Below are 25,549 nucleotides of genomic sequence, written 5' to 3' on the forward strand. Positions count from 1 at the left end.
CCACTTATGCTTTATTTTCCTTTTTCATTCACAAAACACATACAAATGATAATTAACATAAATGCAGTAAGAGCAAGGAATGGAATCGTCATAAAACCGAACCAATTGACGTATTGCCCTGTGCAAGGCACTCCGGTGACACATGGTTTAATGCCGCTAAACCATGGAAGCTTCTGTTGCAAATAGTGTGTCAGGGAAATGATTGCACCGACTGCCGCCAGCGGGATTACGTATTTTTTAACACGCGCATCCCCTTGAAATGTTGCAATTCCAAGAATCAGTACCAGCGGATACATCATGATCCGCTGATACCAACATAGTTCACAAGGAATGAACCGCCGAATTTCACTGAAGTAGAGGCTACCAATTGTCGCTGTTAACGAAACGATCCAGGCACCGTACAGCCAGAGTTGTTTATTTTTCATCTGCCTTTTTACCTTTAAGTTCTTTGTCAATCGTTTCTTTTAGTTGGTCATAGTTAAAAGGTTCTTTCATTTTTACACCGTTTATCACGATCGTCGGTGTTGAATCAACATTGTTCTTCACTATAATCGATTCATCGGCTGCTACCTGTTTTGAATAGGTCTTGTCTTTTAAGCTTTTAATAAGCTTGTCTCCTTTAATTTTTGTTTTCGCTTCGACGATTTCAGCCAACTTTGCCGGAGTCGCCCACTCCGTTTTCATATCATCCCCGTCTGGCTGTGCATGATATAAAGCTTCATGGAAAGCCAAAAAAGAATCAGGGTCTTCTTTCCATACTTGTTCAGATGCTAGGGCGCTTAATTCAGAGCCAAGACCATGCTGCTTATTCACAAGATTAATATATGAAAAATTGGCCTTTCCTTTATCAATATAATCCTTTTTTAATTTCGGAAATATGGTTTTGCTCCATTCTTTACAAGGCGGGCATTTATAATCTCCGAATTCGATAATCTTTACAGCTGCATCCTTTTTACCAATGAGCGGTTGACTTTGATTTTCTGTTAACTGCTTATCATCAAATGTTTGTTGGTTATTTTTGAATTGTTGGTTGATCACAATCAATGCACCGACCAAAAACACGACAATAATTGTCAAAATCACAATTAATCTCATTGGTGACTTCTGGTTTTTTTTCACATAGACACCTCATTATTCTTTAATCATTTTTATTTTAACAAGACTATCTGTCTTCGTGAAGACACGAAAATAGATTTTTCCAGTTTCTTCACATTATTTTCCCTTAATATTTAATACCCGCATTGCATTTAAAACCGCCAAAAGTGTCACACCGACATCTGAAAATACCGCTTCCCACATTGTTGCAATACCAAAAGCACCTAATAGAAGGAAAATACCTTTGATGCCAAGAGCAAAGAAAATATTTTGCCAGACGATAGACTTTGTTCGTTTGGCAATCTGAATCGCTTCGGCAATTTTTGACGGCTGATCTGTCATGATCACAATATCGGCGGCTTCCACAGCTGCGTCTGAACCAAGTCCCCCCATCGCAATCCCAATATCAGCCCTCGCTAATACAGGTGTGTCATTGATTCCATCACCAGCAAACAGTAATTTTTCTCGGGGAAGTTTTTGGCTAGCAAGTTCTTCAATCCGGTCTACTTTATGTTGTGGAAGAAGTTCCGCATGTACTTCATCGATGGCAAGTGCCGCTCCGACAGCTTTGCCCACTTCTTTTGCATCACCTGTCAACATGACCGTTTTTTTAACTCCGGCTTTTTTCAAAGCTGAAATTGCCAGTTTTGCATCTTCTTTTAGATCATCTGCAATTAAAATCGATCCGATAAACTTCCGATCAACCGCTACATAAATAACAGTCCCAATTCCTTTTTCTTCTTGATAGAAAATGTTTTCTTTCTTCATTAGTTTGGCGTTTCCAGCCAATATCTGTTTTCCGTTTACAACAGCCTGAATTCCTAAACCTGATAATTCATTGTAATCGCTGATGTCTTCTGCACTTACCGGTTTTCCGTATGCTTCACGAATCGATTCGGCAATCGGGTGTGCTGAGTGATATTCAGCAAGTGCAGCATATTCAAGCAGTTTTTCCTCTTTGATTTCTTGATGAGCAGGTACAAGTTTGACAACCGCAAATTGGCCTTTTGTCAAAGTTCCTGTTTTATCAAAAACAGCGTATTTCACATCGTTCAGTGCCTCTAAATAATTGCTGCCTTTGACAAGTATACCCGCTTTTGATGCAGCTCCAATCCCCCCGAAAAACCCTAATGGAATGGAGACGACAAGAGCACATGGACAAGAAATCACCAAAAAGACAAGTGCCCGGTAAACCCAATCTGAAACAGTAGCCCCCTCAATCATAAACGGTGGGACAAATGCTAAAAGAAGAGCAGTCATCACCACAAAAGGTGTATAATATTTTGCAAATTTCGTTATGAAATTTTCTGTCTTTGCTTTTCTGCTGCTGGCATTTTCAACTAAGTCAAGAATTTTTGAAACAGTTGATTCATGATATTCTTTGGTGACTTCGACTTCCAGCACACCGTTTTTATTAATAAATCCGCTCATGACCTCTTTTCCAGGTGCAGCTTCCCTTGGCACAGATTCTCCTGTTAATGCTGATGTATCAACGAGTGATTTCCCGTCTAAAACCCGTCCATCTAATGGAATCTTCTCGCCTGGCTTGATGACAATCACATCACCTGTTCGAACCTTTTCAGGCGCCACCTTAACTGTTTCATGTGTCGTTTTCAAATTGGCATAATCAGGACGAATATCCATCAACTCGCTGATTGATTTTCGCGAACGATTGACTGCGGCTCCTTGAAACAGCTCTCCTATTTGATAGAACAGCATAACTGCGACCCCTTCTGGATACTGCTGTATGATAAATGCACCAGCTGTTGCGATCGTCATTAAAAAGTGCTCATCAAAAACACGACCGTGAAAAATGTTTTTGATTGCTCGATATACGACATCACCACCTATGATCAAATATGCTAAGAAAAACAACAGCAATTCCCAAATTTCATTTGCAGAAATCAGAAAACCGCATACCCCAAGAATTGTCCCTATAGTTAGTCTGCCAATCATCTTTTTAGAACGATGATCGTCTTGTTGTTCGTGTGAATTGGTTTGTTTTGGCACAACTTTGACATGTGGTTCAATGGCTTTTACTTTTTTGTTAATGTCTGAAGATATCATTTCGCTGCTACGCTTATTAAATGTTACAGTCAAGGTGCTTGTTGCAAAGTTGACCGAACACATGTCGATGTCTTTCATACTAGCAATTTCGTTTTCAATTTTCCGAGCGCAATTCCCGCAGTCAAGGCCGTTCAAAATATATTCCTGTTTTATCTTTTCCATCTTGCTTCACCTTCCTATCTAGGGCTGGCTTCTTTTTTCTTATATGAGCATGTATGCATATATACTTCTCCTTTATTATATGCACCAGATGAAATAGGTGTCAATCACATATTTAAATATTCCCGTTTTCTCTTTATTAAAATCAACATTTGGCATATTGAACATCATTCTAAGCACACTTGGTTTATCTGTTAAACTAACAAACACGTTCTCTGAGAAATACATTTTTATCTTTGTCTGATCTATTTCACATCCTATCGTAATGGAGATCAAAGTCGAGGATTATTTCAATGGTTAACAGCGAGACCTTGATCACGAGCTTGTTGATCAGATCATCAGTCACAAGACCGTTATCCGACACAGAACACATTTCCTTGCATGTTTTTTTCAGAAGATCTTAGACTTTACAACAAGAGAAAAATATATTAAAATGCAATAAAAGTTGCATTAGGTCAAAAAAATGTCTTTAGGCAATAAAATATTACTTATATAAAAATTTTGGATTTAAGTTAAATTTAAAATAGATCTAGAAAGGGGTTATTGATTACGATGAAACCCGCAATTACAGTAAAGGATTTGTATGTTTCTTATCACGGCTCAGAAGCTCTTCACAACATCAATTTTTCTATTGACCAAGGTAAAATGTACGGGATTATCGGACCGAACGGCGCTGGTAAATCCACACTTTTAAAAGCCGTTCTGGAGTTGATCCCCCGAGATAAAGGCGAAATACGCCTACTAGAAAAACCGCTTAAAGAGATTCGTAAAAAGATTGCCTATGTTCCTCAGCGAAATGACATTGATTGGACATTTCCCATCAATGTTCTCGATACGGTCATTCTCGGAACTTACCCTGAACTCGGTCTTCTTCGCCGTCCAAAAAAACATCATAAAGATTGGGCATTTCACTGTTTAGAAAAAGTCGGAATGGAGTCTTTCTATAAACGACAAATCGGTGAATTGTCAGGTGGACAGCAACAGCGCATTTTTCTCGCCCGGGCACTTGCACAAAAAGCAGAATTATTTTGTCTTGATGAACCGTTTGTCGGTATTGATGTCACAAGTGAAGAAATGATTGTTGCCATACTACAAGAATTACGCAATCAAGGGAAAACGATTCTTGTCGTTCATCATGATTTAAGCAAAGCAGACAGCTATTTCAACGAATTAATGTTATTAAATAAAGAGCTCATTCAAATAGGCTCGGTCTCTGACGTTCTTAAGCCAGATGTGATGATGAAAGCCTATGAATCTCAGCTTCCATTTTTGCAAATGAAACGGGGGGCAATTTAATGGAATTTATAAACGGCTTAATGGAATACTCTTTTTTACAAAAGTCGCTGTTCACCTCAATTATGGTGGGAGTGATCTGCGGAGTGATCGGTTGCTTTATCATTTTACGGGGGATGGCGTTAATGGGTGATGCGATCTCCCACGCTGTCCTCCCAGGTGTCGCGATTTCATATATACTCGGTATTAATTTTTTCTTCGGTGCTGTCTTGACTGGTGTTTTGACTGCTCTTGGCATCGGCTATGTCAGCCAAAATAGCCGGATTAAAAATGACTCGGCTATCGGTATTGTGTTTACCGCTTTTTTTGCAGTCGGCATCATACTGATCACACTTGTGAAAAGCTCAAGTGACCTATACCATATTTTGTTTGGTAATGTTTTGGCTGTTCGCTCATCTGATATGTGGATTACCCTTGTCATCGGAATCATTATTCTCACAGCTGTCGTTTTGTTTTATAAAGAACTATTGATGAGCTCATTTGATCCGACAATGGCTGCCGTTTCCGGTTTACCAAATCGGTTGATTCATTATTTCTTAATGACACTTTTGACAATGGTCACTGTTGCATCACTTCAGACCGTTGGAATTATCCTTGTCGTCGCTATGCTGATCACACCTGCCGCTACCGCTTATTTATTAACAGATCGGCTATGGGTGATGATCTATCTGGCCGCTTTCTTTGGCGCATTGTCTGCAGTTATTGGACTTGGATTAAGCTATACGTACAATCTGTCATCAGGAGCAGCGATTGTGCTTGTGGCAACGATTCTATTTGGTCTTGCTTTTATGTTTTCACCAAAACAAGGCATACTTTGGAGATCATTGAAATCTAGAAGACAAAGAGCTGCACTTCACAATTAATATTTAGGGGGAAACAATCATGAAACGAAAACTAGTTTTTTTTGCTGTCGTCATTCTGCTGCTAACCGCTACCGGTTGTTCTGGAAAAACGAACAGTGAGCAAAATGGAAAAATAAAAGTTGTGACAACCTATTCAATTCTCTATGACATCGTCAAACATGTCGGTGGAGAGCACATTGATCTATACAGTATTGTCCCTGTTGGCAAAGATCCGCATGAACACGATCCATTGCCAAAAGACGTCCAGAAGACTGCTGACGCTGATATTGTCTTTTATAACGGATTGAACTTGGAAGCTGGTAACGGCTGGTTTAACAAGCTACTTGAAACGGCAGAAAAATCTGGTGATGATGCCCCTGTTTATAAGTTAAGCAAAGGGGTTAAAGCAAAACATCTCACCTCTGAAGGAAAAGAAACAGAAGAAGATCCACATGCATGGCTCGATATTCAAAACGGAATTCAATATGCAAAAAACGCACGAGATGCCTTGATCAAACAAGATCCAGATCATAAAGCAGACTATGAAAAAAATACACAAGCCTATATTGAGAAACTGCAAAAACTTCATACTGAAGCAGTTAACCGCTTTAAAGATATTCCGAAAGAACGCCGTATCCTTGTTACAAGTGAAGGTGCCTTTAAATATTTTGCTTCAGCATATGGCGTAGATGCCCGCTATATTTGGGAAATTAATACCGAAAATGAAGGCACTCCAGGCCAAATGAAGAGAATTGTTGATACGGTGAAGAAAAAGAAAGTACCAGCTTTATTTGTAGAGACAAGTGTTGACCCGCGTAGCATGGAAAGTCTGTCAGCAGAAACCGACGTACCAATTAAAGGAAAAGTGTTTACTGATTCTATTGGCAAACCAGGTGAAGCCGGAGATTCATATTATAAGATGATGGAAGAAAATCTTGAGCGAATCCATAAAGGACTTGCTGAATAATGCCAAAACCTGCTGTCCAATTGGACAGCAGGTTTTTTGTATATCTCTACGACTCTTTATTTTATATCTCCTACAATATGACTATAAAAGGAGGTATTAATCATGAAAGACAGTGTATTTCAAGTAAACCTAGATACATATCAGATTTAAGCGGTTCTGTACGACGTGCTTCTCGTTTCATAATTGGACTCGTCATTTGATATAAGCTGTTAATTTTTTGGGGAAATCCACCCTTTCACAACATGATAGAATGTAGCAAATCCTATTACACACAATATGACTATCATTAAGTTTATAAAAATACTCAAAAAATTGGTTACAGGAAGATAGACAAATAAAAATCCGATTGGCAAGAAAAAAAGGACTTCCATCATACTGATGTGTCTGAATATGTCGTATAAGTCATCTTTATCGTTGTTTCTCATAACAGTACCACCTTTATCAATCAGCTTTTCTCCTAACCATTTTTCGTTTATCATACCATAGGATTTAGCTATTTTGTGAAAAAGTGTATGAATGCTGAGCCCCAATTAAAATAGATAAGGGGCTGTCCTGAAAGTCGTGTGGATGAATAAAAATTGGGGAATTTGCTCGCTTTCCGCGGGCGATCCGCGAGCCTCCTCGGAGCTCGTTCCTTGCTCCTCTTGGGTCTCGCCTAGCTCGCTGTTTCCGCAGGAGTCTCGCAATTCCCCCTGATTTATGTTGAAAAAGGACTTTTTAGACAGCTCCTCTTTTATGTCTTAAGTTAGTTTCACCTTTTGCAATCTGAGCGCATTCAGGACAACTGATACTGAGCTGAACGCCATAGCCGCACCTGCTACCCATGGGGCTAATAAACCCAACGCTGCTACAGGTACCCCAATACTATTATAAGCGAATGCCCAGAATAGGTTTTGCTTAATGTTTTTGATGGTCAGCTTGCTCATGACGATTGCATCAGCAATGCTGTTTAAGTCACCGCGGATTAATGTAATATCTGCTGCTTCCATTGCAACATCAGTTCCGGTTCCAATCGCCATCCCTGTATCAGCGGCTGCCAATGCTGGAGCATCATTAATACCATCACCGACCATGGCTACTTTTTTACCTCTTGCCTGAATTTTCTTCACTTCTTCGGCTTTTCCTTCAGGGAGAACTTCAGCGATCACTTCGTCTATCCCCGCTTCTTTCGCAATCGCTTCTGCAGTTTGTTTATTGTCTCCCGTGATCATGACGATTTCCAATCCCATCTCTTTCAACCGCTTAATTGCTGTTTGAGAGGTCGCTTTAATCGTATCTGCCACAGCTATTAACCCCGCAAATCGTCCATCGATTGCCACAATCATTGCTGTTTTCCCTTGTTTTTCTAGCTTTTCCATTTGAACTAAAATTGATTGAATATCAATTTGATGCTGTTCTAACAAACGTCTCGTACCGATCAGGACTTGTTTTTCTTTGACAACAGCTTTAATCCCATATCCCGGGACAGCTTCAAAATCACTACCATCGCTTAGCTCAATCCCTCTCTGTTTAATTCCGTCTACGATCGCTTCTGCAAGTGGATGCTCAGAGTTTTTTTCGGCTGTACCAGCTATTTTGAGAAACTCTGTCTCACTAAGCCATGATGCAGGCTGTATATCTGTCAGCTGTGGTTTTCCGTGTGTAACAGTTCCCGTTTTGTCGAGAATAATCGTGTTTAAACGATGTGCCGTCTCCAAATGCTCTCCGCCTTTAAACAAAATTCCGTACTCAGCAGCTCGTCCTGAACCCGCCATAATCGAGGTCGGTGTTGCTAATCCTAATGCACACGGACATGCGATCACAAGCACAGCAATCATTTTTTCAAGCGCTGTACCAAATTCGCCCGGACTTACGAGCGCATACCAAATAAAAAATGTGATGATGGCAATGGCAACAACAATCGGTACAAACACCCCTGAAATTCGATCTGCAAGGCGTTGAATCGGCGCTTTTGAACCTTGCGCCTCCTCAACTACTTTTATAATTTGTGCTAAAGCAGTTTCTTTGCCTACTTTTTCCGCTCTTATTTTCAAAAACCCGTTTTTATTGATTGTCGCACCAATAACCATATCTCCAACAGTTTTATCGACAGGTATACTTTCACCGGTGATCATCGATTCATCCAATGCTGAACGCCCTTCTACAATCTCACCATCTGCAGGAATTTTTTCTCCAGGTTTGACATACATCATATCTCCGGCCAATACTTCCTCGATCGGAATTGTCATCTCTTCGCCGTTTCTAACGACTGTTGCTGTTTTCGCCTGCAATCCCATTAATTTTTTAATCGCTTCAGATGAGCGGCCTTTTGCTTTAGCTTCAAACAGCTTTCCTAAAATAATCAATGTCAGCAAAATCGCGCTTGTTTCATAATAAAGACCGATGACATGGTGTTTTGTCATAAGACTTTCAATACTAAAATAAAGGCTATAAAAATAGGCGGCTGATGTTCCAAGCGCCACTAAGACATCCATGTTCGCACTTTTATTCCGCAACGCTTTGTACGCACCGATGTAAAACTGTTTTCCGACAATAAACTGAACAGGTGTAGCTAAGGCAAGCTGAACCCACGGATTCATAAATATGTCCGGCACCCAGATAAATGATGTGAACTCGAAATGGCTAACCATTGCCCAAAGTAATGGAAATGATAAAATAGCAGAAAAAATGAATTTTCTCTGCTGCTTATGAATATCTTTTTCTCTTTGTTCCGCTCCCTCATCCCGGTTTCGGTCTGCTTTTAATTCCAGTTGATAGCCCAACTTGTCCACTACCTGTTTCATCTCATCTATTGTTGTAGCACTTGGATTGTACTCAACCGTTACCGTTTCCAGAGCAAAATTGACCGGTGTGCTTTTGACACCGGATAGTTTAGATAACCTTTTTTCAATTCGGTTTGCACATGCCGCACAGGTCATCCCTTTAATCGCAAACTCTGCTTTTTCTGTTGCTACTTGATAACCAAGAGCTTCAATCTTTTCAGTTAATTGGTTGACTTCAATCTGCGCGGGATCATAAATGACTTTTGTGGTTTCCAAGGCAAAATTGACATTAACATCTTCAACACCATCAAGCCTCTTCAACCCTTTTTCAATTCGTGCAGCACATGCTGCACAGGTCATCCCCTTAATTTGAAGAGTGGCTTCTTTCATATTGTTCACTCCTTATACCCTGTATAGGTATATTAGACTCATTGTCCAGCAACATCATATCCCTGATCTTCAATCTCATCAATAATGTCTTTAAGAGCTGTTTTGTCTGAATCAAACGTAACATCCACTTTACCAGATTCTAAATGCACTTTTACAACCTCTACACCCTTTAGCCCCCCAACATTTTCCTCAATTGCTCGAACACAGTGACCACAAGACATTCCGTTTACATGAAGTGATATTTGTTCCATATTTAAAACCTCCTCGTTATTTGTTTTTATACTACCATACCCCTGTAGGGTATTTCAAGTCATTAAGATTTTGAAAACCGTTTAAATACATCAAGCAGTTCTTCAATTGCTTCTTTGCCTTCCCCACTTTTAATCACTGAAGCTACACAATGGTGTGTATGATTTTCCAGCAGATTGAAAGCTACTTTTTGCATTGCCGCCTGAACCGCCGATATTTGCACTAAAATATCAATGCAATAGCGATCATTTTCAATCATATTCTGGATTCCTCTTACTTGACCTTCAATTCTTTTTAAACGGTTTTTCAGTTTTTCTTTTTCCTTTGAACTTTTCGGGTTTAACATTTGTTCATGCTCCGACATTTGAACACCTCTCATCATTTATTCTGTACAAGAATGATGTTTTTATTATGATAAAACGTTAACAGAAACATTAACAAAAGAAAAGGGGTATCCTGAAAGTAGTGTGAATGAATAAAAATGGGGAAATTTGCTCGCTTTCCCCGGGCGATACGCGAGCCTCCTCGGAGCTCGTTCCCGCAGGAGTCTCGCAATTCCCTCTTGTTTATGTTGAAAAAGGACTTTTTAGACAGCTCATTACCCTTTTAAAATTGCGAAAAATTCCCTCATGAACTCAGGGAGGTTAGACCAGTCATGTCCTGAGACGAGGTTTCCCTCAACATGCAACTTCTGATCAATATAAGTCGCACCCGCCGCTTCAACTTCAGGCTTACAGGCAATGTAAGCCGTCAGCTCTCTGCCTTTCAAATGCTCTCTCAAACTTGTAAAAATCAAACTAGCATGACAGATGGCGCCGATTGGCTTGTTTTCTTTAAAAAAGTGGGTCACGATCTTTAATAAACGATCATCCATGCGAATATGCTCAGGTGCTCGTCCTCCTGGAATAATGATGCCATCGTATTCTGATGGATCAACATCAGCGAATGAAGCATGTGCTTCAATTAAATAGCCCGGTTTTTCAGTGTACGTATCCCAATCTAAGAAATCATGAACAACGGTATGAAGTTTTTTCTTTTGCGGTGCAGCAATCACTGCTTCAAAACCTTCTTCAAGACAGCGGAAATATGGATAATAGACTTCCAAAGCTTCCACTGCATCACCGGTCACAATCAATACTTTTTTCGTCATCAAACATCATCCCCTTTCCTTTCTCCCTTAATTTTAATCCACTTCTTGCTTTTTTTAAAATCAAGTGCTCATATGTTTTTCTTAGAGTCAAAAGGAAATATTTTAAGTAATGTAATGATGCACATCCTTGTAGAAAATAAATTTACAACAAGAGAACATTTCATCAATATTTAAAAATGCATCCTGTTACGCCTGAAATTCTCCCCGGTAGTTGCATTCACAGTACACTTTAAATGCTTCAAAAGCGGAGCTGGTCTGTTATAACAAACCTTCTAGGTAAGCACAATTGATGCTGTTTCAGAACTCATGATCAGGGAAATTACACCATTCTTTTTGTTAATGCAAACAGGGGCGGCTCTGTACTGGCAATTCCTCATAACATTGATTTATCTAATTTGGTAAAGAATTGGAATGATTGCGTCTCATGCCGTCTTCCTTCGCTCAAATCCAATCAGGTTGAGACTGTCTGACGACTCCAATCTTTCTATCATCTTGTATAAATTTACGGCTATAATTCATAAAATATTCAAAATTACAATTATTTTACATGTTATTTATTGTAATAAAAGGTTTTTTGATGTAGTCTTGAGGCAACCACACATCCAATGTTGTGTGGAAAAAAAGGAGGTAGTATAAATGAAATTTGCTGTCAGATTACTAGCTTTACTCAGTCTTCTAGGGATCACACTGTTTGGTACTATGAACAGTGGAGCACAGGCTCAAGAAGTTGGTGCAAAAGCCTCTCACTACCAAGTGTATACTCAAGATGAAAATGGAAAACAAATTTCAATTGATTTTGACAACGAGAGGACATTTAACCAATATTTAAAGACGCATCCTGTTAAACCGAAGAGTAAATTCAGTCTGGCAGCTCCTATTTACAGTACACTTTACGAACACACAAACGGCGGGGGTTGGTCTGTCAGAGCATATGCAAATGTCATGACAAACCTTGCTGGAAATGCCAATGATGCCGTATCATCTGTCAGAACCCATCCACATGGAAATTACACCTATGTTTATATACATGCAAACGGAGGCGGTAATGCATTAGCTTTGGCTAATACAGGTGGTCTCTATAATTTACTTGGACCTGTCGGTGATGGTTCAAAAACATGGAATGATGAAGTTTCTTCTGTCTTAGTTCGCTCAAATTAATTTAGGATGGAGGCTGCTTGACAGCAGCCTCCTATCCATTTCTAGGCCAAAAGCAAAAACCGATTTGTTATACCTATGATTTTGCAGCTTTTTTATTTACCACTTTTGGTGCCGCTTTTCGTAATCTATTTCCCATAATGGCAAACATCAGCAGGCTAACGACAGCATATAGCGCTCCAAGACAACTGAAAATCAGAACAGATGATAGTTTTTCTAAGAGATAGCCGGATATAACGGGTCCGCTCGCCATTCCTATATATCTGATAAAGTTAAATACCCCTATTGCACTACCGCGATTTTCTTCAAACTCGTTCGTTATCATTGTTGAGAACATCGGCGGAATAAGCCCCATTGTAATACCAAAAACAATGAGAGCTATGGACATGACAAACAAAGAGAACGTATGTGTGAGTCCAAAAAACACGATGCCGCCTGCAGCTGTTAGATTTCCATAAACGAATAAACGCTGTAATGATATTTTTTTTTGAATCGATTTGAACACCATACTCCCTACAATTGTACTTACTGCTATCGGTAAATAAAGCATCCCGACAATTTTCAAATCAAGATGATAGCTATCCGTCAACAAAATAGGCAAATAAACAATGATTGAAAAATAAACAAAAAAGATGATAAAACTTAAAATTAATATAGCATTCCCGATTTTATTTTTGAACATCTCACCATAGTGGGATAAAAGTCGTTTGGCATTAAAACGGTCTTTTTTCTTTGTTGGTTCTTTTGGAAAACAAATGGCATTTACTAAGAACAAAATGATTGAAATGCCTGTCAAAAACCAGAAAATTCCCCAATAGTTAAAACGTTCTCCAATAAACCCCCCAAGCAATGGAGCAACGGCTGGTGCCAAAGACAGTAACATTTGGTAAGTCCCCATTGCACTGCCCCGTTTTGTTCCTTCAAACAATCCGCCAATTGTGGTCGCCGCGATTAGAGGAAGTGCTGCTGTTCCCAGCGCTTGAAGTACTCTAAAAATGAGAAATACCGTAAAATCCTGTGCAAGAGCACAACCCATGCTAGCGAAAACGGTGATGATCATACTGACTAGCACGACAAACCTCGCACCTTTAAAATCAACAATTGATCCAATAATGATCTGCATAACTGCTGTAATGAAAATAAAAATGGAAACTGATAAGTTCACCATAGTGACAGAAACATGGAAAGAGTCTCTGATTAAAGGAATGATCGGTGAGTAAATGTTTTGATTTAACGAAGCAAAAAATGCACTGAGACATACCAAATACAAAATAAAAGTCGTACTTAGTTTTAAGGTTTTCACGAAAACCGCCTGCCTTAAATTAGTTTATAACACGATTAAATATTGTTAACCAGTTAACAAAAATATTGTAACGCCCCTTTCTTTTTTTGTCAATGTCTCAATTTTAATATTTCTTTACATACATTTTGTTTGTACTGATTTTGTAAGCATACAAATAGCATTTTTATGTATAAACAGACAAAATGTTACTATATTTTTCATATTTTGGACTTTGACCGTGTTGACATCTGGAAAAGTTCGGGATAGAATGACTATTGTTTACTAGTAAACTTTTATTTTTTCATAACCAGTCTTTAAAGCCTGCACTAGTGCGCAAACCACAGTCGTTTTTTATTCGCCACACTCCATTTGAATTCATCTTAGTCTATTCTAAGCTCTACTCACAGTAAGATATTCGCATTGATTGACAAATTGCCCACTGAGGAGTGAAATCAATGACAGAGCTTATGACCAAGAACAAACTCCATTCATTCAAAACAGAAACATTAACACAAAACTGCACTGAACTATTTGAACGCCGCCACCATGTTTTAATTGGGATTAGCCCGTTTAACAGTCAATTTTCCGAAGATTATATTTACCGACTGATCGGCTGGGCAATCAATGAATTCGAAAATGTAGAAGTCCTACTGGCAGGAAAGGAAGCAGCCAATCTGCTTGAAGCACTTGGAACTCCAAGAGGAAAAGCCGAACGCAAAGTTCGAAAAGAAGTCTCTCGAAATAAAAGGTTTGCAGAACGTGCGCTCAAAGCACATGGCGGCAATCCGGAAGCCATTCATACGTTTTCTGATTTTACAGAGCAAACCGCATACTGTCATTTGCGAAATGAGGTTGATGATGCGTTTTTTGAACAGCCCCATTTCCGTAAAGCATGCTTAGAGATGTCTCAAGCAGCAATACTAGGACGAGCCCGAGGCACTCAGACAGCGATTGATGAGGTTAGTGAAGCGATGCTGAATTTGGCCGTTGAGTACGTGATAGCAGAGTTACCGTTTTTTATCGGGGCACCGGATATATTAGGAGTGGAGGAAACACTCCTTGCTTATCACCGCCCCTGGAAGCTCGGAGAACAAATATCCAATCATGAATTTGCGATTAGAATGCGACCAAATCAAGGATACCTCATGGTTACCGAGCAATCCGAGGATGTTTGTGTGGAATCTAAAAACCTGCAGGAGGTCAAAAGATGAACCATTCTCTTAAAAGTTTTAGTGTGTTGTCTGAAAGCTACCATGAGGATCCATATCAATATTTTTCATATCTTCGTGAAACAGATCCAGTTCATTATGAAGAATCCCTTGACAGTTATTTTATTAGTCGTTATCAAGATGTTCGCCATGTTCTTCAGCACTCGGATATCTTTACGACAAAGCCATTGAGCGAACGGGCAGAACCGGTTATGCGCGGACCAGTACTCGCTCAAATGCATGGTAAAGAACACACGGCAAAACGAAGAATCGTTTTACGGCGCTTTGTCGGAAATCCTCTTGAACATCTTACTCCGTTAATCAAAGACAATGCCGAAAGACTTTTGGCACCATATCTTGAAAAAGGGCGCATTGACCTTGTGAATGATTTTGGTAAAACATTTGCTGTCTGTGTAACAATGGATATTTTAGGACTTGACAAAAAAGACCATGAAAAGATCAGATACTGGCACAGTGGTGTTGCTGATTATATTACAAGTTTGAATCAGTCACCTGAAGATCAGGCTCACTCTCTTAAATGCAGTGAACAGCTCGCTAACTATTTAAGCCCAATCATCGCAGAACGCAGAGGAGACCCTGGTCATGATTTAATTTCGATTTTATGCACTTCTGAGTATGAAGGTGTAGCTATGTCAGATCGGGACATTCGAGCACTAATTCTGAACATATTGCTTGCCGCAACAGAACCAGCAGATAAGACACTTGCGTTAATGATCTATCATTTGCTACATCATCCTCAACAAATGAAGGATGTGCTTGAAGATCGTTCACTGCTTTCTCGGGCAATTGCAGAAACACTACGTTATAAACCGCCTGTTCAACTTATTCCACGGCAACTTTCTCAAGATGCCGTCATCAGCAATGTTGAACTGAAAGAAGGTACAATCGTATTTTGCATGATTGGTGCAGCCAACCGTGATCCCGAAGCTTTTGAATGCCCGAATGAGTTTAACATTTACCGCGATGATCTTGATGTCAAAAGTGCATTTAGCGGAGCTGCCCGCCATCTTGCATTCGGCTCAGGTCTTCATAACTGTGTAGGAGCAGGCTTTGCAAAAACAGAGCTTGAAATTGTGGCCAACACCGTACTCGATCATATGCAAAACATCAGATTAGAGAAGGATTTCGTTTATCGCGAAACAGGACTTTATACGCGTGGTCCTGTCTCACTTCGAATCTTATTTGATGCCGTTTAAAAGCCTCCCTCCCCACAAGGGGGGGTTTCTTCATTAAGATTAGATCTGTTTGGACCATTCTTTTAGAAAGCGGGTAACGGTTTCAAGTTCAGATTCTGTGAATTGCTCGAACAGCTTGCTGTAACGTTTTTTGGCAATTTCGTGCATCCGCTCATGGACGATAGCCAACTTTTCGCCTTCTACTGTTAAGGTATAATACAATTCTTTATTGTTGTTTGGTTTTTTATGAGACTCGATCATATGATGGTTGATCAAAACATTAACTGCTTTCGTAATCGCAGCTTTTGACACTTGCAACCGTTCTGCGAGAGAAGTGTTGTTGAGCTGAGCTTCACTATCATGGATTAATGAAACAATATGAAGTTGTGTCAGAGTCCAATGCTTATGCATCATTTCTTCGCTTTTTAAAGCTTCTTTTGCAAATGTCTGTTGTTCATGCTGTGCTCGTTTTTCCCTCTTCACAATAAAATCTTGAACAGCTTGAAATGCCTGTTCATACGTATTGTTGTCCACTTTTCTTGCCTTCCTTTCTGTTAACTGGTTAACTATTTATAGTTTACCAGTTAACGAAATAAAATTCAATGATTCCATTTTATTTTTTTAAATAACCATATAAACAGGTTACAATAAAATAGACATCATTACATATCCAGAGAGGAGTATAGAGATGGATAAAATTCGTACTGGGTTATTAGGCTATGGACTGTCAGGTTCTGTTTTTCATGCCCCGTTATTATCGGTCTTAACAGAATTTGAAATAAAAAAAGTGATGACATCTCGAAAAGAACAAGTGCATCAAGACATTCCTGGGACGAAAACAGTCAGCTCGATTGATGAAATGACGAACGACCCAGACATTGATCTTGTGATTGTGACAACACCTAGTGGGCTTCATTTTGAAATGGCCAAACAATGCCTTCTCGCTGGTAAACATGTTGTTTTGGAGAAACCGATGACAACAAGTGCAGAAGAAGCCAAAACATTAATTGAAATAGCTAAACAACAAAACGTGGTTCTTAGTGTATTTCACAATAGAAGATGGGATAACGACTTTTTAACAATTAAACAGCTCATAAAAGAAGAGCAACTCGGAGAAATCAATACATTCCATGCATCTTTTGACAGGTATAGACCGAATGTCAGACAGCGCTGGAAAGAGCAAAAAGGCGCGGGGTCTGGATCTCTTTATGATCTAGGATCACATTTGATTGATCAAGCCCTTCATTTATTTGGAAAACCTAACGCTGTAACTGCTCAAGTGATCTCTCAGAGAAACAATGCAGAAACAGATGATTATTTTCATGTCGTGCTCAGTTATGACAAACTTCAGGTACTATTGCATTCTGGCTCGATTGTCCCGGCTAATGGTCCCCGCTATCAAGTGCATGGCTCAAAGGGGAGCTTTATTAAGTACGGCATTGATGGACAGGAAGAAGCGCTTAGAGCTGGTCAAAAACCAGTTGATGCTTCATGGGGAGCTGATTCACCTGAATATTATGGAGAATTAACATTAATTGAAGGTGAAAACATCAAGAAAGAAACAGTAAAAACACTCAATGGTTCTTATTTAACCTATTATAAGGAACTAGCTGCATGTATCCTTAAAGGCGGCAAACCGCCTGTTACTGCTGAGGAAGGCTTAGATGTCATCAGTATCATTGAGTCAGCCTGGAAAAGCAACGAATTGAAAAAAACAGTTTTCATCAACAATCTCTAAAACCACCTGAATAACTGCACCCCATTTGTTAGACCCCACCCTAATAATTGAAGGTGCAGTTTTCTTACATAATAGGAATATGGCTTTGTTGGGATCATTCGTTGCCACAATATCAACATGTGCCTGACCTTCTAACTATTTGCATATTGATGCTCCAGAAGTGTTCCTAACTGTTGTATTTACTTGAAGCACCATATTTCCAAACTACCTCTAAAAATTTACATATCCATATGGCTTTGTTTGTTTTTTTTCAAGCTAATGAACAAAATGATGCCGCTGATCACAATAAGCAAGATCCCCATTCCTGTAAATAACGACAATGGCAAAATAACATCTGTGCTAAAATCAATTGCCCAGCCAATTAGAAAAGCTAGAAGTGCTCCGCCTAGACTTGCCGAAGAAATAAAGAAGCTTGTCATTTCTTCTGTAAAAGGTTTTCCAGCTAATGATGTTAATGTAACAGCACAAGGGAAAATACCCGCTGCAGAAAACCCGATACAAAAGATAAGCAAAATCTGTGTTCCATGATGGGGAAGCCATGCCAAAGTAAACAGCAAGACGGTCAATATGCCGGTGCTGAATATGAGAAAGATAGCAGAAGTTAAACGATTGCCAAGCAGACTTAACAAAAATCGTCCGAACACCATCCCCATCCAAAAAAATGAAACACTGATAACGCTGATTTCATCAGCTCCCTTTTCACACATGAGTGCCGGCAGAAAATTGGCGAAATTCGTTTCAATCCCCGCATAGAGAAATGCAAAAATGAGAAAAAAAAGAATATTTTTTTCCTTCTTTCCTTTTTGAAAGATAGCTGTTGCAGTCGGTTTGATTTGACATGTGTTCTGACTTGAAGCAGGGTTATTGCCCTTCCCTTTTAGAAAAATGAACCATAAACCTGTAAGGATTGATACGAACAAAAAAAGAACATAAAGTGGTATATTCCAAGAATATTGCTCTACTAGGATAAAAATCAGAAAAGGAAACAACAAAGCACCTAAGCCAAAGAAAACCTCTAAGATATTCATCCCTTTTGCATTTTTATCTTGTGTAATCACATACGCTCCCATTGTTGTTTCCAAAGTACCAGCTCCAAAGCCCAGCAAGAAGCCCATGATCACAAAATAGAGGAAATTGTCAAAGATAAAAACCCCTAAAAGTGTCACCATAATGAGAAGTAGACCATACGTCAATACAGTGGTATGGGAGCTACGTCTGACAAATATCGGTGCCAACAAAACACCGTTTAAAAAACCAATGAATTGAAAAAAAATCAGGAAGGATAAATCGTGAAGATCCCGATGATATTCATGGATGATATACGGTGATAGGCTCCCCAAAAGTATGTGGATGATGCCGACAATAAAGTAAAATGAACAGCCAAATATAAAAATTTTTTTCACTAAATCCACTCCTTCATTTTCCAGAATAAAACCCTTGCGGCTGAGGTTAGAGCCGACAAGGGTTTTCACAATGCTCAGTTCGCTTGTTTTGAAAAGGATAACTGCTGACCTTTAGCAAAGAATTCATTTAAATAAAACTGTGTTTGATATCCATCTTCAAATGTAGCGAGCCGTGCAAAATTGTGATCTTGAATTCCTTTCATCCATTCGATTAACTGAGATCTAAAGGAATCCGCCCAACCATAAAATTCAGTTTGGGGATCAGTCAAAAAATTGTCTGGCAGAGCAACTCTTTGTTCTGTTAATCCATTCCTAAGCAGAAATTCATTCCCCTGGCTTGAGTGATAGTAAAAGACACCGTTCTGCCCATTAACCTCTATACTGAAACCGCAATCTTCCGTTTTTGTACATTTTGATGTGACCATTTTCACAAATACTTTATTCTCAAGCTGTCCGTATACTTCAGAATGATCATCGACATGTACCTGTTTTTGTTCTTTTTCTTTGACAACTGTCATCATTTTGACTTTTAAATGATCTAACTTAAATGGACTATTGAACAAATGTAGGATGAGATCAATTAAATGCACACCTAAATCTCCTAAGGCTCCACTTGTATTATTGCTTGTTGAGTGATCACGCCAAGTATATTTTTTTCTTCTAAGCGCACTGTTTTTCTTAAAATCGATTTTGACAGATAAAATGTCACCAAGCTCATTCTTGGACAACATCTCTTTTAACTGCTGAACAAACTTGAGATGCCGGTAATTAAAGCCCATAATCGGAATATAAGCAGATCGAACCGCTCTGTTTCTCATCTCCTCAGCTTCTTCCATAGAAACAGCCATAGGTTTTTCACATAACACATACTTTTCCGCAGCGAGCGCTTCTAGTGCATGTTCTTTATGACAGAAGTTAGGTGATGAAATGATAACTGCTGATGATGCACTCAGCAAATCCTGCATACTTTCAAATGCAGTACCTCCATATTCAAATGCAATTTTACGCGAGGTAAGCAAGTTAATATCAAAAAACCCTGATAGTTCTGCACCTTTAACTGTGGAGATCGCTTTTGCATGAGCCTTTGCAATGCCTCCTGCTCCAATAATTCCGATTTTCATATTAAACACTCCTTATCATTGGATATGAGCTTTTAATACTTCTAAAATGCCGGTCGTATATGAACCTTGCGTGATACGAGAATGGAGCAACTTCGCTTCAGCTGTCGCATTCCCTACCAGATATCCATGGTCTACCTTTTTAAGCATCTCCACATCATTACCGCTGTCACCGAATGCAAATGAATGTTCTTTTCTAATTTTAAATTGTTCTAAAATAAAATCGACAATATATGGTTTACCTGTCTGCAAAGGAATAAAATCCACATCATAGCTGTTTTCAGGATCTCCCGCTAAAGGATTGCAACGGTTTATATTCACCCCGATTTGATGCTCTGCGGCAAGATCTCTAATGACATCCAGAGCTCTTTGATCAGCACTTTCATTCACAGATGTATAATAATAATTCACTTTGTATCCAGAATAACCATGCTGTGTTTGCGGAATAAGGGTAATCCCGTACTTCTCATCTAGAATGTTCTTTAGTTGTTTGACCGTCTCATACGTGAAACCAGATTGACGCAAACGCTCTTCCCATTCATTGTCAGGTATCTGACCTTCCTTCGAAAAAAATGTGATTTCCGTTCCAAGATTACTGGCGATAAAGTGCGGAAGATATCGAAATCCTCCACGCTTCATTTTTGTAAGAACAGCTGACAGGCTGCTGCCGGTTACCCACCCAAGTAATATTTTTTTATCGAGATGATGCGAATGAATAAATGTTTCCAGATCGATCAATGCTTTTCTCGATTCATCAGTGATGCTGTGAGCGAAGTACGTCTCATCAAAGTCACAAAATACGGCATATTTTGGTTTGTCTACTTGCTCTAAATTGTGGAAAGAAAGGGTTTCATGATATGACATCAATTAAAGCCTCCATTACTTTGTCTTGTTCTTCTATCGTCAGATGCGGATAAAGAGGAAGCTGAAGCATTTGTTTATGCACGGATTCGGTTACAGGAAGTACTGTATCCTGATAGTGAGTTTTCACAAGTGATGTTTTCTGCTGATGCGATAAAATCGGATAATACACATCTGTTTCAACATGATGAAGATTGTACAACTTTTCTTTGACTTGATCTCGATTTCCGTTTATTATTTTAATTGTAAACAAATGCCACGCGTGGTCTTCAGCCATTTTTGGCAGTTTAATCTGACCTTTTTCTTCATACAGTTGCAAATGTTTAATATAACGATCTGCTAATGATAATCGTTTCAGATTATTTAATGATAGATATTTCATTCTAGCCAGTCCGATTGCCGCTTGAAGATTATCAATTTTTGAATTAAAGCCGTAATCTGCGGTCTTTTTATTTTTCTGATTCAACTCAAACCCATGATACATATATTCCATACATGAAGTGGCAAATGTTTGCTGATCTGTTACAATTGCACCGGCTTTTCCGCATGTGCCAAGATTTTTATACGGATTGAAGCTGAGAATCGCGCAAAGACTGTATTCTCCTAAGCCGGTAACACCAATTGATTGACAGGCATCCTCTATAATAGGAATCCGATATTGGTCAGCAATTTCTGCAATAGCTTTCATATCAGGCTGCTTTCCATAAAGGTGGACAGGTAAAATGCATTTTGTTTTACTAGAAATCCTGTTTTCAATATTAGAAGCCGTCATGCAAAAGGTGTCAGGGTCAATATCGCAAAAAACTGGCATACCGCCTACCGCAAGCACAGCATTTTCTGTAGCAGCAAAGCTGTTTGCTGGCATAATGACTTCATCACCTTGTCCGACACCTGCCGCCTTTAACGCAACAATCATCGCGTCAGTTCCACTTGAAGAAGCAAAACAGTACTTCTTGTTAAGGAAAGCTGCGATTTCAGACTCAAAAACACGAACTTGAGGACCACTCGTAAATTGTCCGGTTGGAAGTACATCTTTGACCCCGCTTAAAACATCTTCGATTTCTTCTTCTGTAATCAGGCGATGAAGCGGCATGAAATCAACTCTTAAAGGAGGGGAATCCATCTTGTTTAACAAATTGAAATTGATGTCGAAATTGCGCTTCTGTAAAGTTTGTTTGAGCTTTTGATTGATCAGGCTGTCTTCAATACGGCTGGCATCTACCGGCTTTCCATCCTTCAAATCATTGAAAAGGATCAATAAGTCTTTACTTGTGCAAGTCATTTTGCAGCTTGCGGTTTTCATCAATTTCACCCCATTTTTATTAAGAACTGTCATATTTCATCACAAATTTTAAATGATGGAATCGATACCATAACAACTCTTTTTTTCAGGAAGTGACTTTATGCCTACTATTGACGAAATTGCAAAGTTAAGTAATGTGTCGAAAACAACAGTTTCCAGAGTACTAAACAACCATCCCTATGTGTCTGAAGAAAAAAGGCAACGGGTTTTAGAAGTGATTAAAAAAATGGACTACATTCCGAATACCTCTGCACGAAAACTCAGATCGAATAAAACAATGTTCATAGCAGTGTCTATTCCCCATGCAGACCATCCTTTTTTTGCTCGACTGATGAAAAATATGTCTGCTGAAGCCCTGCAATATCAATATAAAGTGATTGTTTTTCAGACGTTTTATGAAAAGCAAAATGAACTGAAAGTGATGGATCTGCTGAAAAGGAAAGAAGTCGATGGTATCATCTTGTGCAGCCTTGAAAACGACTGGGAAGATATCAAAGGATACCTCAAATACGGTCCGATCGTGATGGCAAACGAGCTTCACGCTGAAGCAGAAGTCCCGGTGATTTGCTATGACGAGTTTGAAGCCGGATATAAAGGCACAGAGCTGTTTATTAAAAAAGGGCATCATTCAATTGCTTTTTGCTGTGACAACCTATACAGCAAAGCTCAGATGATGAGAAAAAAGGGCTTTATGAAGGCTTTATCTGATGCAGGCTTACGTTTTCACGATCAATGGATATTTAGTCAAGCTTTTACCATCCAAGATGGTTTCAGGATTATGGATCAAATTCATAACATGACAGAAAAACCAACCGCTATTTTTACAGGAAATGACCAAGTAGCCGCAGGGATGATTAAGAGAGCCTCCCATTATCAATACAAAATCCCGCAGCAACTAGCTGTTCTTGGATATGATAATCAATCAATCTGTGAAGTAACGAATCCTGAAATTACAACAATTGATATCCCTGTTGAAGATCTTGCCAAAAAAGCGATAGAGGCCATCATTCATATATTGGATAACAAAAACGTTTTAAAAAGAGAAGTTGTCACAATGTCATCATCAATCATTACAAGACAATCTGTTTAGTATACTTACATTAGGAGTGCTACTGTTGTGAAGGAAGATAAATCCCCCTGGAATCTTGGTATGACTTGTTTTTCTGGGGGGCTGTCTTAAGGGTAACTCAGCATATATTGAAGTCGGTGTCGGTTTGTCATTTCATTAACTCTAAAGCCGTCATGATTTCAGGTTTCATCTCAAAATCTATATTCCAACGTGCATCTGGATGCTTGGTATAATCCGTTTGAAGTGACTGTTAAACACTACACTTTTTAATAAGCTAAAGCAAATAATTGATGAATATGTGGAGTATTATAACACATGCAGAAAGCAATGGAACCTAAAAAAGATGACTCCGGAGGATTACCGAAGTCATTTAATCGCTGTATAACCAGCATCTTCTTTTATTTAAATATCTACTTTAAAGTGCACAATTCAAGTCGATCTTGGCACCCTTTTCACTTTCAACAATCTCTGATATATCAGCAATCTTGAATCATAACTTTTCACAATTTTGCTCTTTTCGAACAGCTCCTAGGTAAAATCCTGAGCATGTTGCTTTGTGAGTGGCAGAAGACTCAAAAAAATAGAAAATCCTTATTAATTTTTCCTCTGCCACTTTCTAGCTTAACATACCTAGAATTTGGATTTTGTTTTAACAATCTATCTTGTTCTTTAAAAATTTTAATCTTCATTCATCTGCTCGTCAACTTCTTCTAGATACCTTTCTGTATCTAAATAAGATTCTATAAGATTATCTAAAAACTCAATGCTAACCTCTCTATTATCTTCATATATTTGGATTTTAGCACCATCCTCTAATAATGAACTTACTATTTTTTTCATTTCTAACAATTCATCAATATCTAATAGATTATGCGATAAGACGAAATCATTATTATTAAGTAATTCTCTTATTTCAGATATACTTTTATCAGTGTTTTTTCTTAAAATAGAGATGTAATTGTTTTTATTGGCATCTTTTTCCAATTTCATATTCATTTTAGCCATTCAAATATCCCCTTTCCTGAATTAAAAATCATCATTAGGATTTATTGGTTTACCTGGCAGACTATTTTTTCAATTACCGCCATGCCAACCGTTAAAATGCTCATTCGGTGTAGCTGGATATATAATTTCTCCTTTATTCGCTAAATGCGGATATTGTGAAGCACTGTAAGAATGGTGTCCTTGTACTTTTTTTCCATCTACTTTAGGTTTCTTACCATTCAGAATATCATTTAATTGTCTCTGATCCCAGTTTCTTGTTGGAGTTTCGTTATTCAAAATTCTTTGGCGTTCTTGATACCAGAAATCGTTTACACCAGAATTTCTATGTTTAGCAAATTTTTTATTCCATGTATATTGTTCATATTCAGCTTTTGTAATAGTCCTGTTCCCTATTTTCGCTTTTAGTTCTTTCATCTTCTTGACACGTAATTGTTTTTGCTGAGTAGGATGTGCGCTTAAATCTAATCCTTTTGTTCTATCCGCTATAACTTGCTCTGCTGTTTTAGATCCACTAGCTCCCTTACTAACATCCTTCTCAACCTTCGGAATAGCCTTATGCGACTCCCCTTCAGAAAATTTAGCTACACTCTTGGCAGTACCCTTACCACCAGCAATCTTAGCAATTCTATGCCCAATATCTCCTAAAGACCGTTTTTCAACATTCAAGGGGGAAAACGAAGGGAAAGGACTTGAGGATGTAAATGGTGGTAACTGATGATTTTATAATTACTTTTATAAGGTAGAATACATTAAATAGGTCATACGTTTTAAAGGTGTGTGCGCACTTTATAATTCGTTAAAACATCATATAGGGCTTATATGGGTTATCTATATTCTATAAATAACTGGCGGTTCATTTGGCACTAGGTCGCCCCATAAAAAAAGAAACCTTGAAAGGCATTAGCCAATCAAGGTTATCTTTAAATTTTTTTATTTTTATTTTGTTTTCACTCCTTCTTTCATTTTCTCTACTAACTTATTTAGCCACTGTAGAGGGTTTAATTCAATAGCTGGAAAATAAACTTCGGCATTATTTTGAATAATATTTTCTTTCTCCTGTTTTGTTAAATTACTATTCAAAAACTTCTCACAATCCTTTATTGTAGACAGCAGACATTCTATGCTAGCTTCGTTTATAAACTCGTCTAATGCTTGTTCTGGAGAACTGATGTCTTGATGAAATGTTCCTCCTAAAAAATCTTCCAGCTCCTCTAAGTAATCATAAGTTTCATCCATA

Annotated in this window: 25 protein-coding genes and 1 pseudogene; 9 read left to right on the plus strand and 17 right to left on the minus strand. The window is 38.6% G+C overall.

Annotated features, from left to right (window positions below):
- Positions 1-11 precede the first annotated feature (11 nt).
- From HOO54_RS18455 to HOO54_RS18465, 3 genes are all read right to left on the minus strand, one after another.
- Positions 12-425, minus strand: coding sequence for a disulfide oxidoreductase (locus HOO54_RS18455; RefSeq protein ID WP_172297839.1), 414 nt, complete (start codon positions 423-425; stop codon positions 12-14).
- On the minus strand, positions 415-1,119 hold the full coding sequence (locus HOO54_RS18460) for a thioredoxin domain-containing protein (RefSeq protein WP_172297841.1): 705 nt from the start codon (positions 1,117-1,119) through the stop codon (positions 415-417). Before HOO54_RS18460 ends, HOO54_RS18455 begins: the two co-directional genes overlap by 11 nt.
- A 93-nt stretch (positions 1,120-1,212) precedes the next feature.
- Positions 1,213-3,324 (minus strand): heavy metal translocating P-type ATPase, encoded by a 2,112-nt coding sequence (locus HOO54_RS18465; protein ID WP_172297843.1) that lies wholly within the window; start codon positions 3,322-3,324, stop codon positions 1,213-1,215.
- A gap of 549 nt (positions 3,325-3,873) precedes the next feature.
- On the opposite strand from HOO54_RS18465, the gene HOO54_RS18470 reads away from it, so the two are divergent.
- The 3 genes from HOO54_RS18470 to HOO54_RS18480 are packed head-to-tail and all read left to right on the plus strand — an operon-like array spanning position 3,874 to position 6,423.
- On the plus strand, positions 3,874-4,617 hold the full coding sequence (locus HOO54_RS18470) for a metal ABC transporter ATP-binding protein (RefSeq protein ID WP_172297845.1): 744 nt from the start codon (positions 3,874-3,876) through the stop codon (positions 4,615-4,617).
- Positions 4,617-5,477, plus strand: a complete 861-nt coding sequence (locus tag HOO54_RS18475; RefSeq protein WP_172297847.1) for a metal ABC transporter permease — start codon at positions 4,617-4,619, stop codon at positions 5,475-5,477. The genes HOO54_RS18470 and HOO54_RS18475 overlap by 1 nt, the downstream gene beginning before the upstream one ends.
- Before the next feature lie 19 nt (positions 5,478-5,496).
- The gene (locus HOO54_RS18480) at positions 5,497-6,423 is read left to right on the plus strand and encodes a metal ABC transporter substrate-binding protein (RefSeq protein ID WP_172297849.1); all 927 of its coding nucleotides are present in this window, start codon (positions 5,497-5,499) and stop codon (positions 6,421-6,423) included.
- A 209-nt stretch (positions 6,424-6,632) separates the two neighbouring features.
- Here the strand turns inward: HOO54_RS18480 and HOO54_RS25250 are convergent, their stop codons facing one another.
- The 5 genes from HOO54_RS25250 to HOO54_RS18500 all read right to left on the minus strand — a co-directional run bounded on the left by HOO54_RS25250 (position 6,633) and on the right by HOO54_RS18500 (position 10,974).
- Entirely contained in the window at positions 6,633-6,902 is a 270-nt protein-coding gene (locus tag HOO54_RS25250; RefSeq protein WP_375335814.1) for a DUF6007 family protein, read from the minus strand.
- 261 nt (positions 6,903-7,163) lie between these two features.
- Positions 7,164-9,584: a heavy metal translocating P-type ATPase gene (locus HOO54_RS18485; protein ID WP_172297851.1), complete on the minus strand. Its 2,421-nt coding sequence runs from the start codon at positions 9,582-9,584 to the stop codon at positions 7,164-7,166.
- Positions 9,585-9,613: 29 nt separating this feature from the next.
- Positions 9,614-9,826, minus strand: coding sequence for a copper chaperone CopZ (gene copZ / locus HOO54_RS18490; protein WP_172297853.1), 213 nt, complete (start codon positions 9,824-9,826; stop codon positions 9,614-9,616).
- Between the two features lie 62 nt (positions 9,827-9,888).
- Positions 9,889-10,188 carry a metal-sensing transcriptional repressor gene (locus tag HOO54_RS18495; RefSeq protein ID WP_172297855.1) on the minus strand — a complete coding sequence of 100 codons (300 nt, stop codon included), beginning with the start codon at positions 10,186-10,188 and terminating at the stop codon, positions 9,889-9,891.
- Positions 10,189-10,422: 234 nt separating this feature from the next.
- Positions 10,423-10,974, minus strand: a complete 552-nt coding sequence (locus HOO54_RS18500; RefSeq protein WP_172297857.1) for a DJ-1/PfpI family protein — start codon at positions 10,972-10,974, stop codon at positions 10,423-10,425.
- Positions 10,975-11,610: 636 nt separating this feature from the next.
- Between HOO54_RS18500 and HOO54_RS18505 the strand changes: the two genes are divergently transcribed.
- Positions 11,611-12,132 (plus strand): hypothetical protein, encoded by a 522-nt coding sequence (locus HOO54_RS18505; protein ID WP_172297859.1) that lies wholly within the window; start codon positions 11,611-11,613, stop codon positions 12,130-12,132.
- Positions 12,133-12,205: 73 nt separating this feature from the next.
- On the opposite strand, the gene HOO54_RS18510 is transcribed toward HOO54_RS18505, so the two are convergent.
- Positions 12,206-13,432 carry an MFS transporter gene (locus HOO54_RS18510; RefSeq protein WP_172297861.1) on the minus strand — a complete coding sequence of 409 codons (1,227 nt, stop codon included), beginning with the start codon at positions 13,430-13,432 and terminating at the stop codon, positions 12,206-12,208.
- Between the two features lie 434 nt (positions 13,433-13,866).
- Here HOO54_RS18510 and HOO54_RS18515 point away from each other — a divergent pair, with 434 nt between their 5' ends.
- Together HOO54_RS18515 and cypX are read left to right on the plus strand one after the other, a co-directional pair.
- Entirely contained in the window at positions 13,867-14,622 is a 756-nt protein-coding gene (locus HOO54_RS18515; RefSeq protein ID WP_172297863.1) for a tRNA-dependent cyclodipeptide synthase, read from the plus strand.
- Positions 14,619-15,836 (plus strand): pulcherriminic acid synthase, encoded by a 1,218-nt coding sequence (gene cypX / locus HOO54_RS18520; RefSeq protein WP_172297865.1) that lies wholly within the window; start codon positions 14,619-14,621, stop codon positions 15,834-15,836. Before HOO54_RS18515 ends, cypX begins: the two co-directional genes overlap by 4 nt.
- Positions 15,837-15,875: 39 nt before the next feature.
- On the opposite strand, the gene HOO54_RS18525 is transcribed toward cypX, so the two are convergent.
- A complete protein-coding gene (locus HOO54_RS18525) occupies positions 15,876-16,349 on the minus strand; it encodes a MarR family transcriptional regulator (protein ID WP_172297867.1) in 474 nt (157 codons plus the stop codon).
- Between the two features lie 154 nt (positions 16,350-16,503).
- Here HOO54_RS18525 and HOO54_RS18530 point away from each other — a divergent pair, with 154 nt between their 5' ends.
- Positions 16,504-17,553, plus strand: a complete 1,050-nt coding sequence (locus HOO54_RS18530) for an oxidoreductase (RefSeq protein ID WP_172297869.1) — start codon at positions 16,504-16,506, stop codon at positions 17,551-17,553.
- A gap of 218 nt (positions 17,554-17,771) precedes the next feature.
- Here HOO54_RS18530 and HOO54_RS18535 read toward each other — a convergent pair whose 3' ends face one another.
- The 4 genes from HOO54_RS18535 to HOO54_RS18550 all read right to left on the minus strand — a co-directional run bounded on the left by HOO54_RS18535 (position 17,772) and on the right by HOO54_RS18550 (position 22,238).
- Positions 17,772-18,956, minus strand: a complete 1,185-nt coding sequence (locus HOO54_RS18535; protein WP_172297871.1) for an MFS transporter — start codon at positions 18,954-18,956, stop codon at positions 17,772-17,774.
- 74 nt (positions 18,957-19,030) lie between these two features.
- On the minus strand, positions 19,031-20,077 hold the full coding sequence (locus tag HOO54_RS18540) for a Gfo/Idh/MocA family protein (protein WP_172297873.1): 1,047 nt from the start codon (positions 20,075-20,077) through the stop codon (positions 19,031-19,033).
- Positions 20,078-20,092: 15 nt separating this feature from the next.
- Positions 20,093-20,938 carry an HAD-IIB family hydrolase gene (locus HOO54_RS18545; RefSeq protein ID WP_172297875.1) on the minus strand — a complete coding sequence of 282 codons (846 nt, stop codon included), beginning with the start codon at positions 20,936-20,938 and terminating at the stop codon, positions 20,093-20,095.
- Entirely contained in the window at positions 20,925-22,238 is a 1,314-nt protein-coding gene (locus tag HOO54_RS18550) for a DegT/DnrJ/EryC1/StrS family aminotransferase (RefSeq protein ID WP_172297877.1), read from the minus strand. The genes HOO54_RS18545 and HOO54_RS18550 overlap by 14 nt, the downstream gene beginning before the upstream one ends.
- Positions 22,239-22,338: 100 nt before the next feature.
- On the opposite strand from HOO54_RS18550, the gene HOO54_RS18555 reads away from it, so the two are divergent.
- Positions 22,339-23,328 carry a LacI family DNA-binding transcriptional regulator gene (locus HOO54_RS18555; protein WP_172297879.1) on the plus strand — a complete coding sequence of 330 codons (990 nt, stop codon included), beginning with the start codon at positions 22,339-22,341 and terminating at the stop codon, positions 23,326-23,328.
- 247 nt (positions 23,329-23,575) lie between these two features.
- Positions 23,576-23,692: pseudogene (locus HOO54_RS18560) on the plus strand (IS3 family transposase); the annotation flags it as partial.
- Positions 23,693-23,985: 293 nt separating this feature from the next.
- On the opposite strand, the gene HOO54_RS18565 reads toward HOO54_RS18560, so the two are convergent.
- The 3 genes from HOO54_RS18565 to HOO54_RS18575 all read right to left on the minus strand — a co-directional run bounded on the left by HOO54_RS18565 (position 23,986) and on the right by HOO54_RS18575 (position 25,548).
- Entirely contained in the window at positions 23,986-24,312 is a 327-nt protein-coding gene (locus tag HOO54_RS18565) for a hypothetical protein (protein ID WP_172297881.1), read from the minus strand.
- A gap of 69 nt (positions 24,313-24,381) precedes the next feature.
- Complete coding sequence (locus HOO54_RS24460; protein ID WP_172297883.1) at positions 24,382-24,978, minus strand: hypothetical protein; 597 nt, start codon at positions 24,976-24,978, stop codon at positions 24,382-24,384.
- A 270-nt stretch (positions 24,979-25,248) separates the two neighbouring features.
- On the minus strand, positions 25,249-25,548 hold the full coding sequence (locus HOO54_RS18575; RefSeq protein WP_172297885.1) for a contact-dependent growth inhibition system immunity protein: 300 nt from the start codon (positions 25,546-25,548) through the stop codon (positions 25,249-25,251).
- Position 25,549: the final 1 nt, after the last annotated feature.

Origin of the sequence: Bacillus sp. WMMC1349, from assembly GCF_013155385.1 — a bacterium.
Taxonomy (GTDB): domain Bacteria; phylum Bacillota; class Bacilli; order Bacillales; family Bacillaceae; genus Bacillus.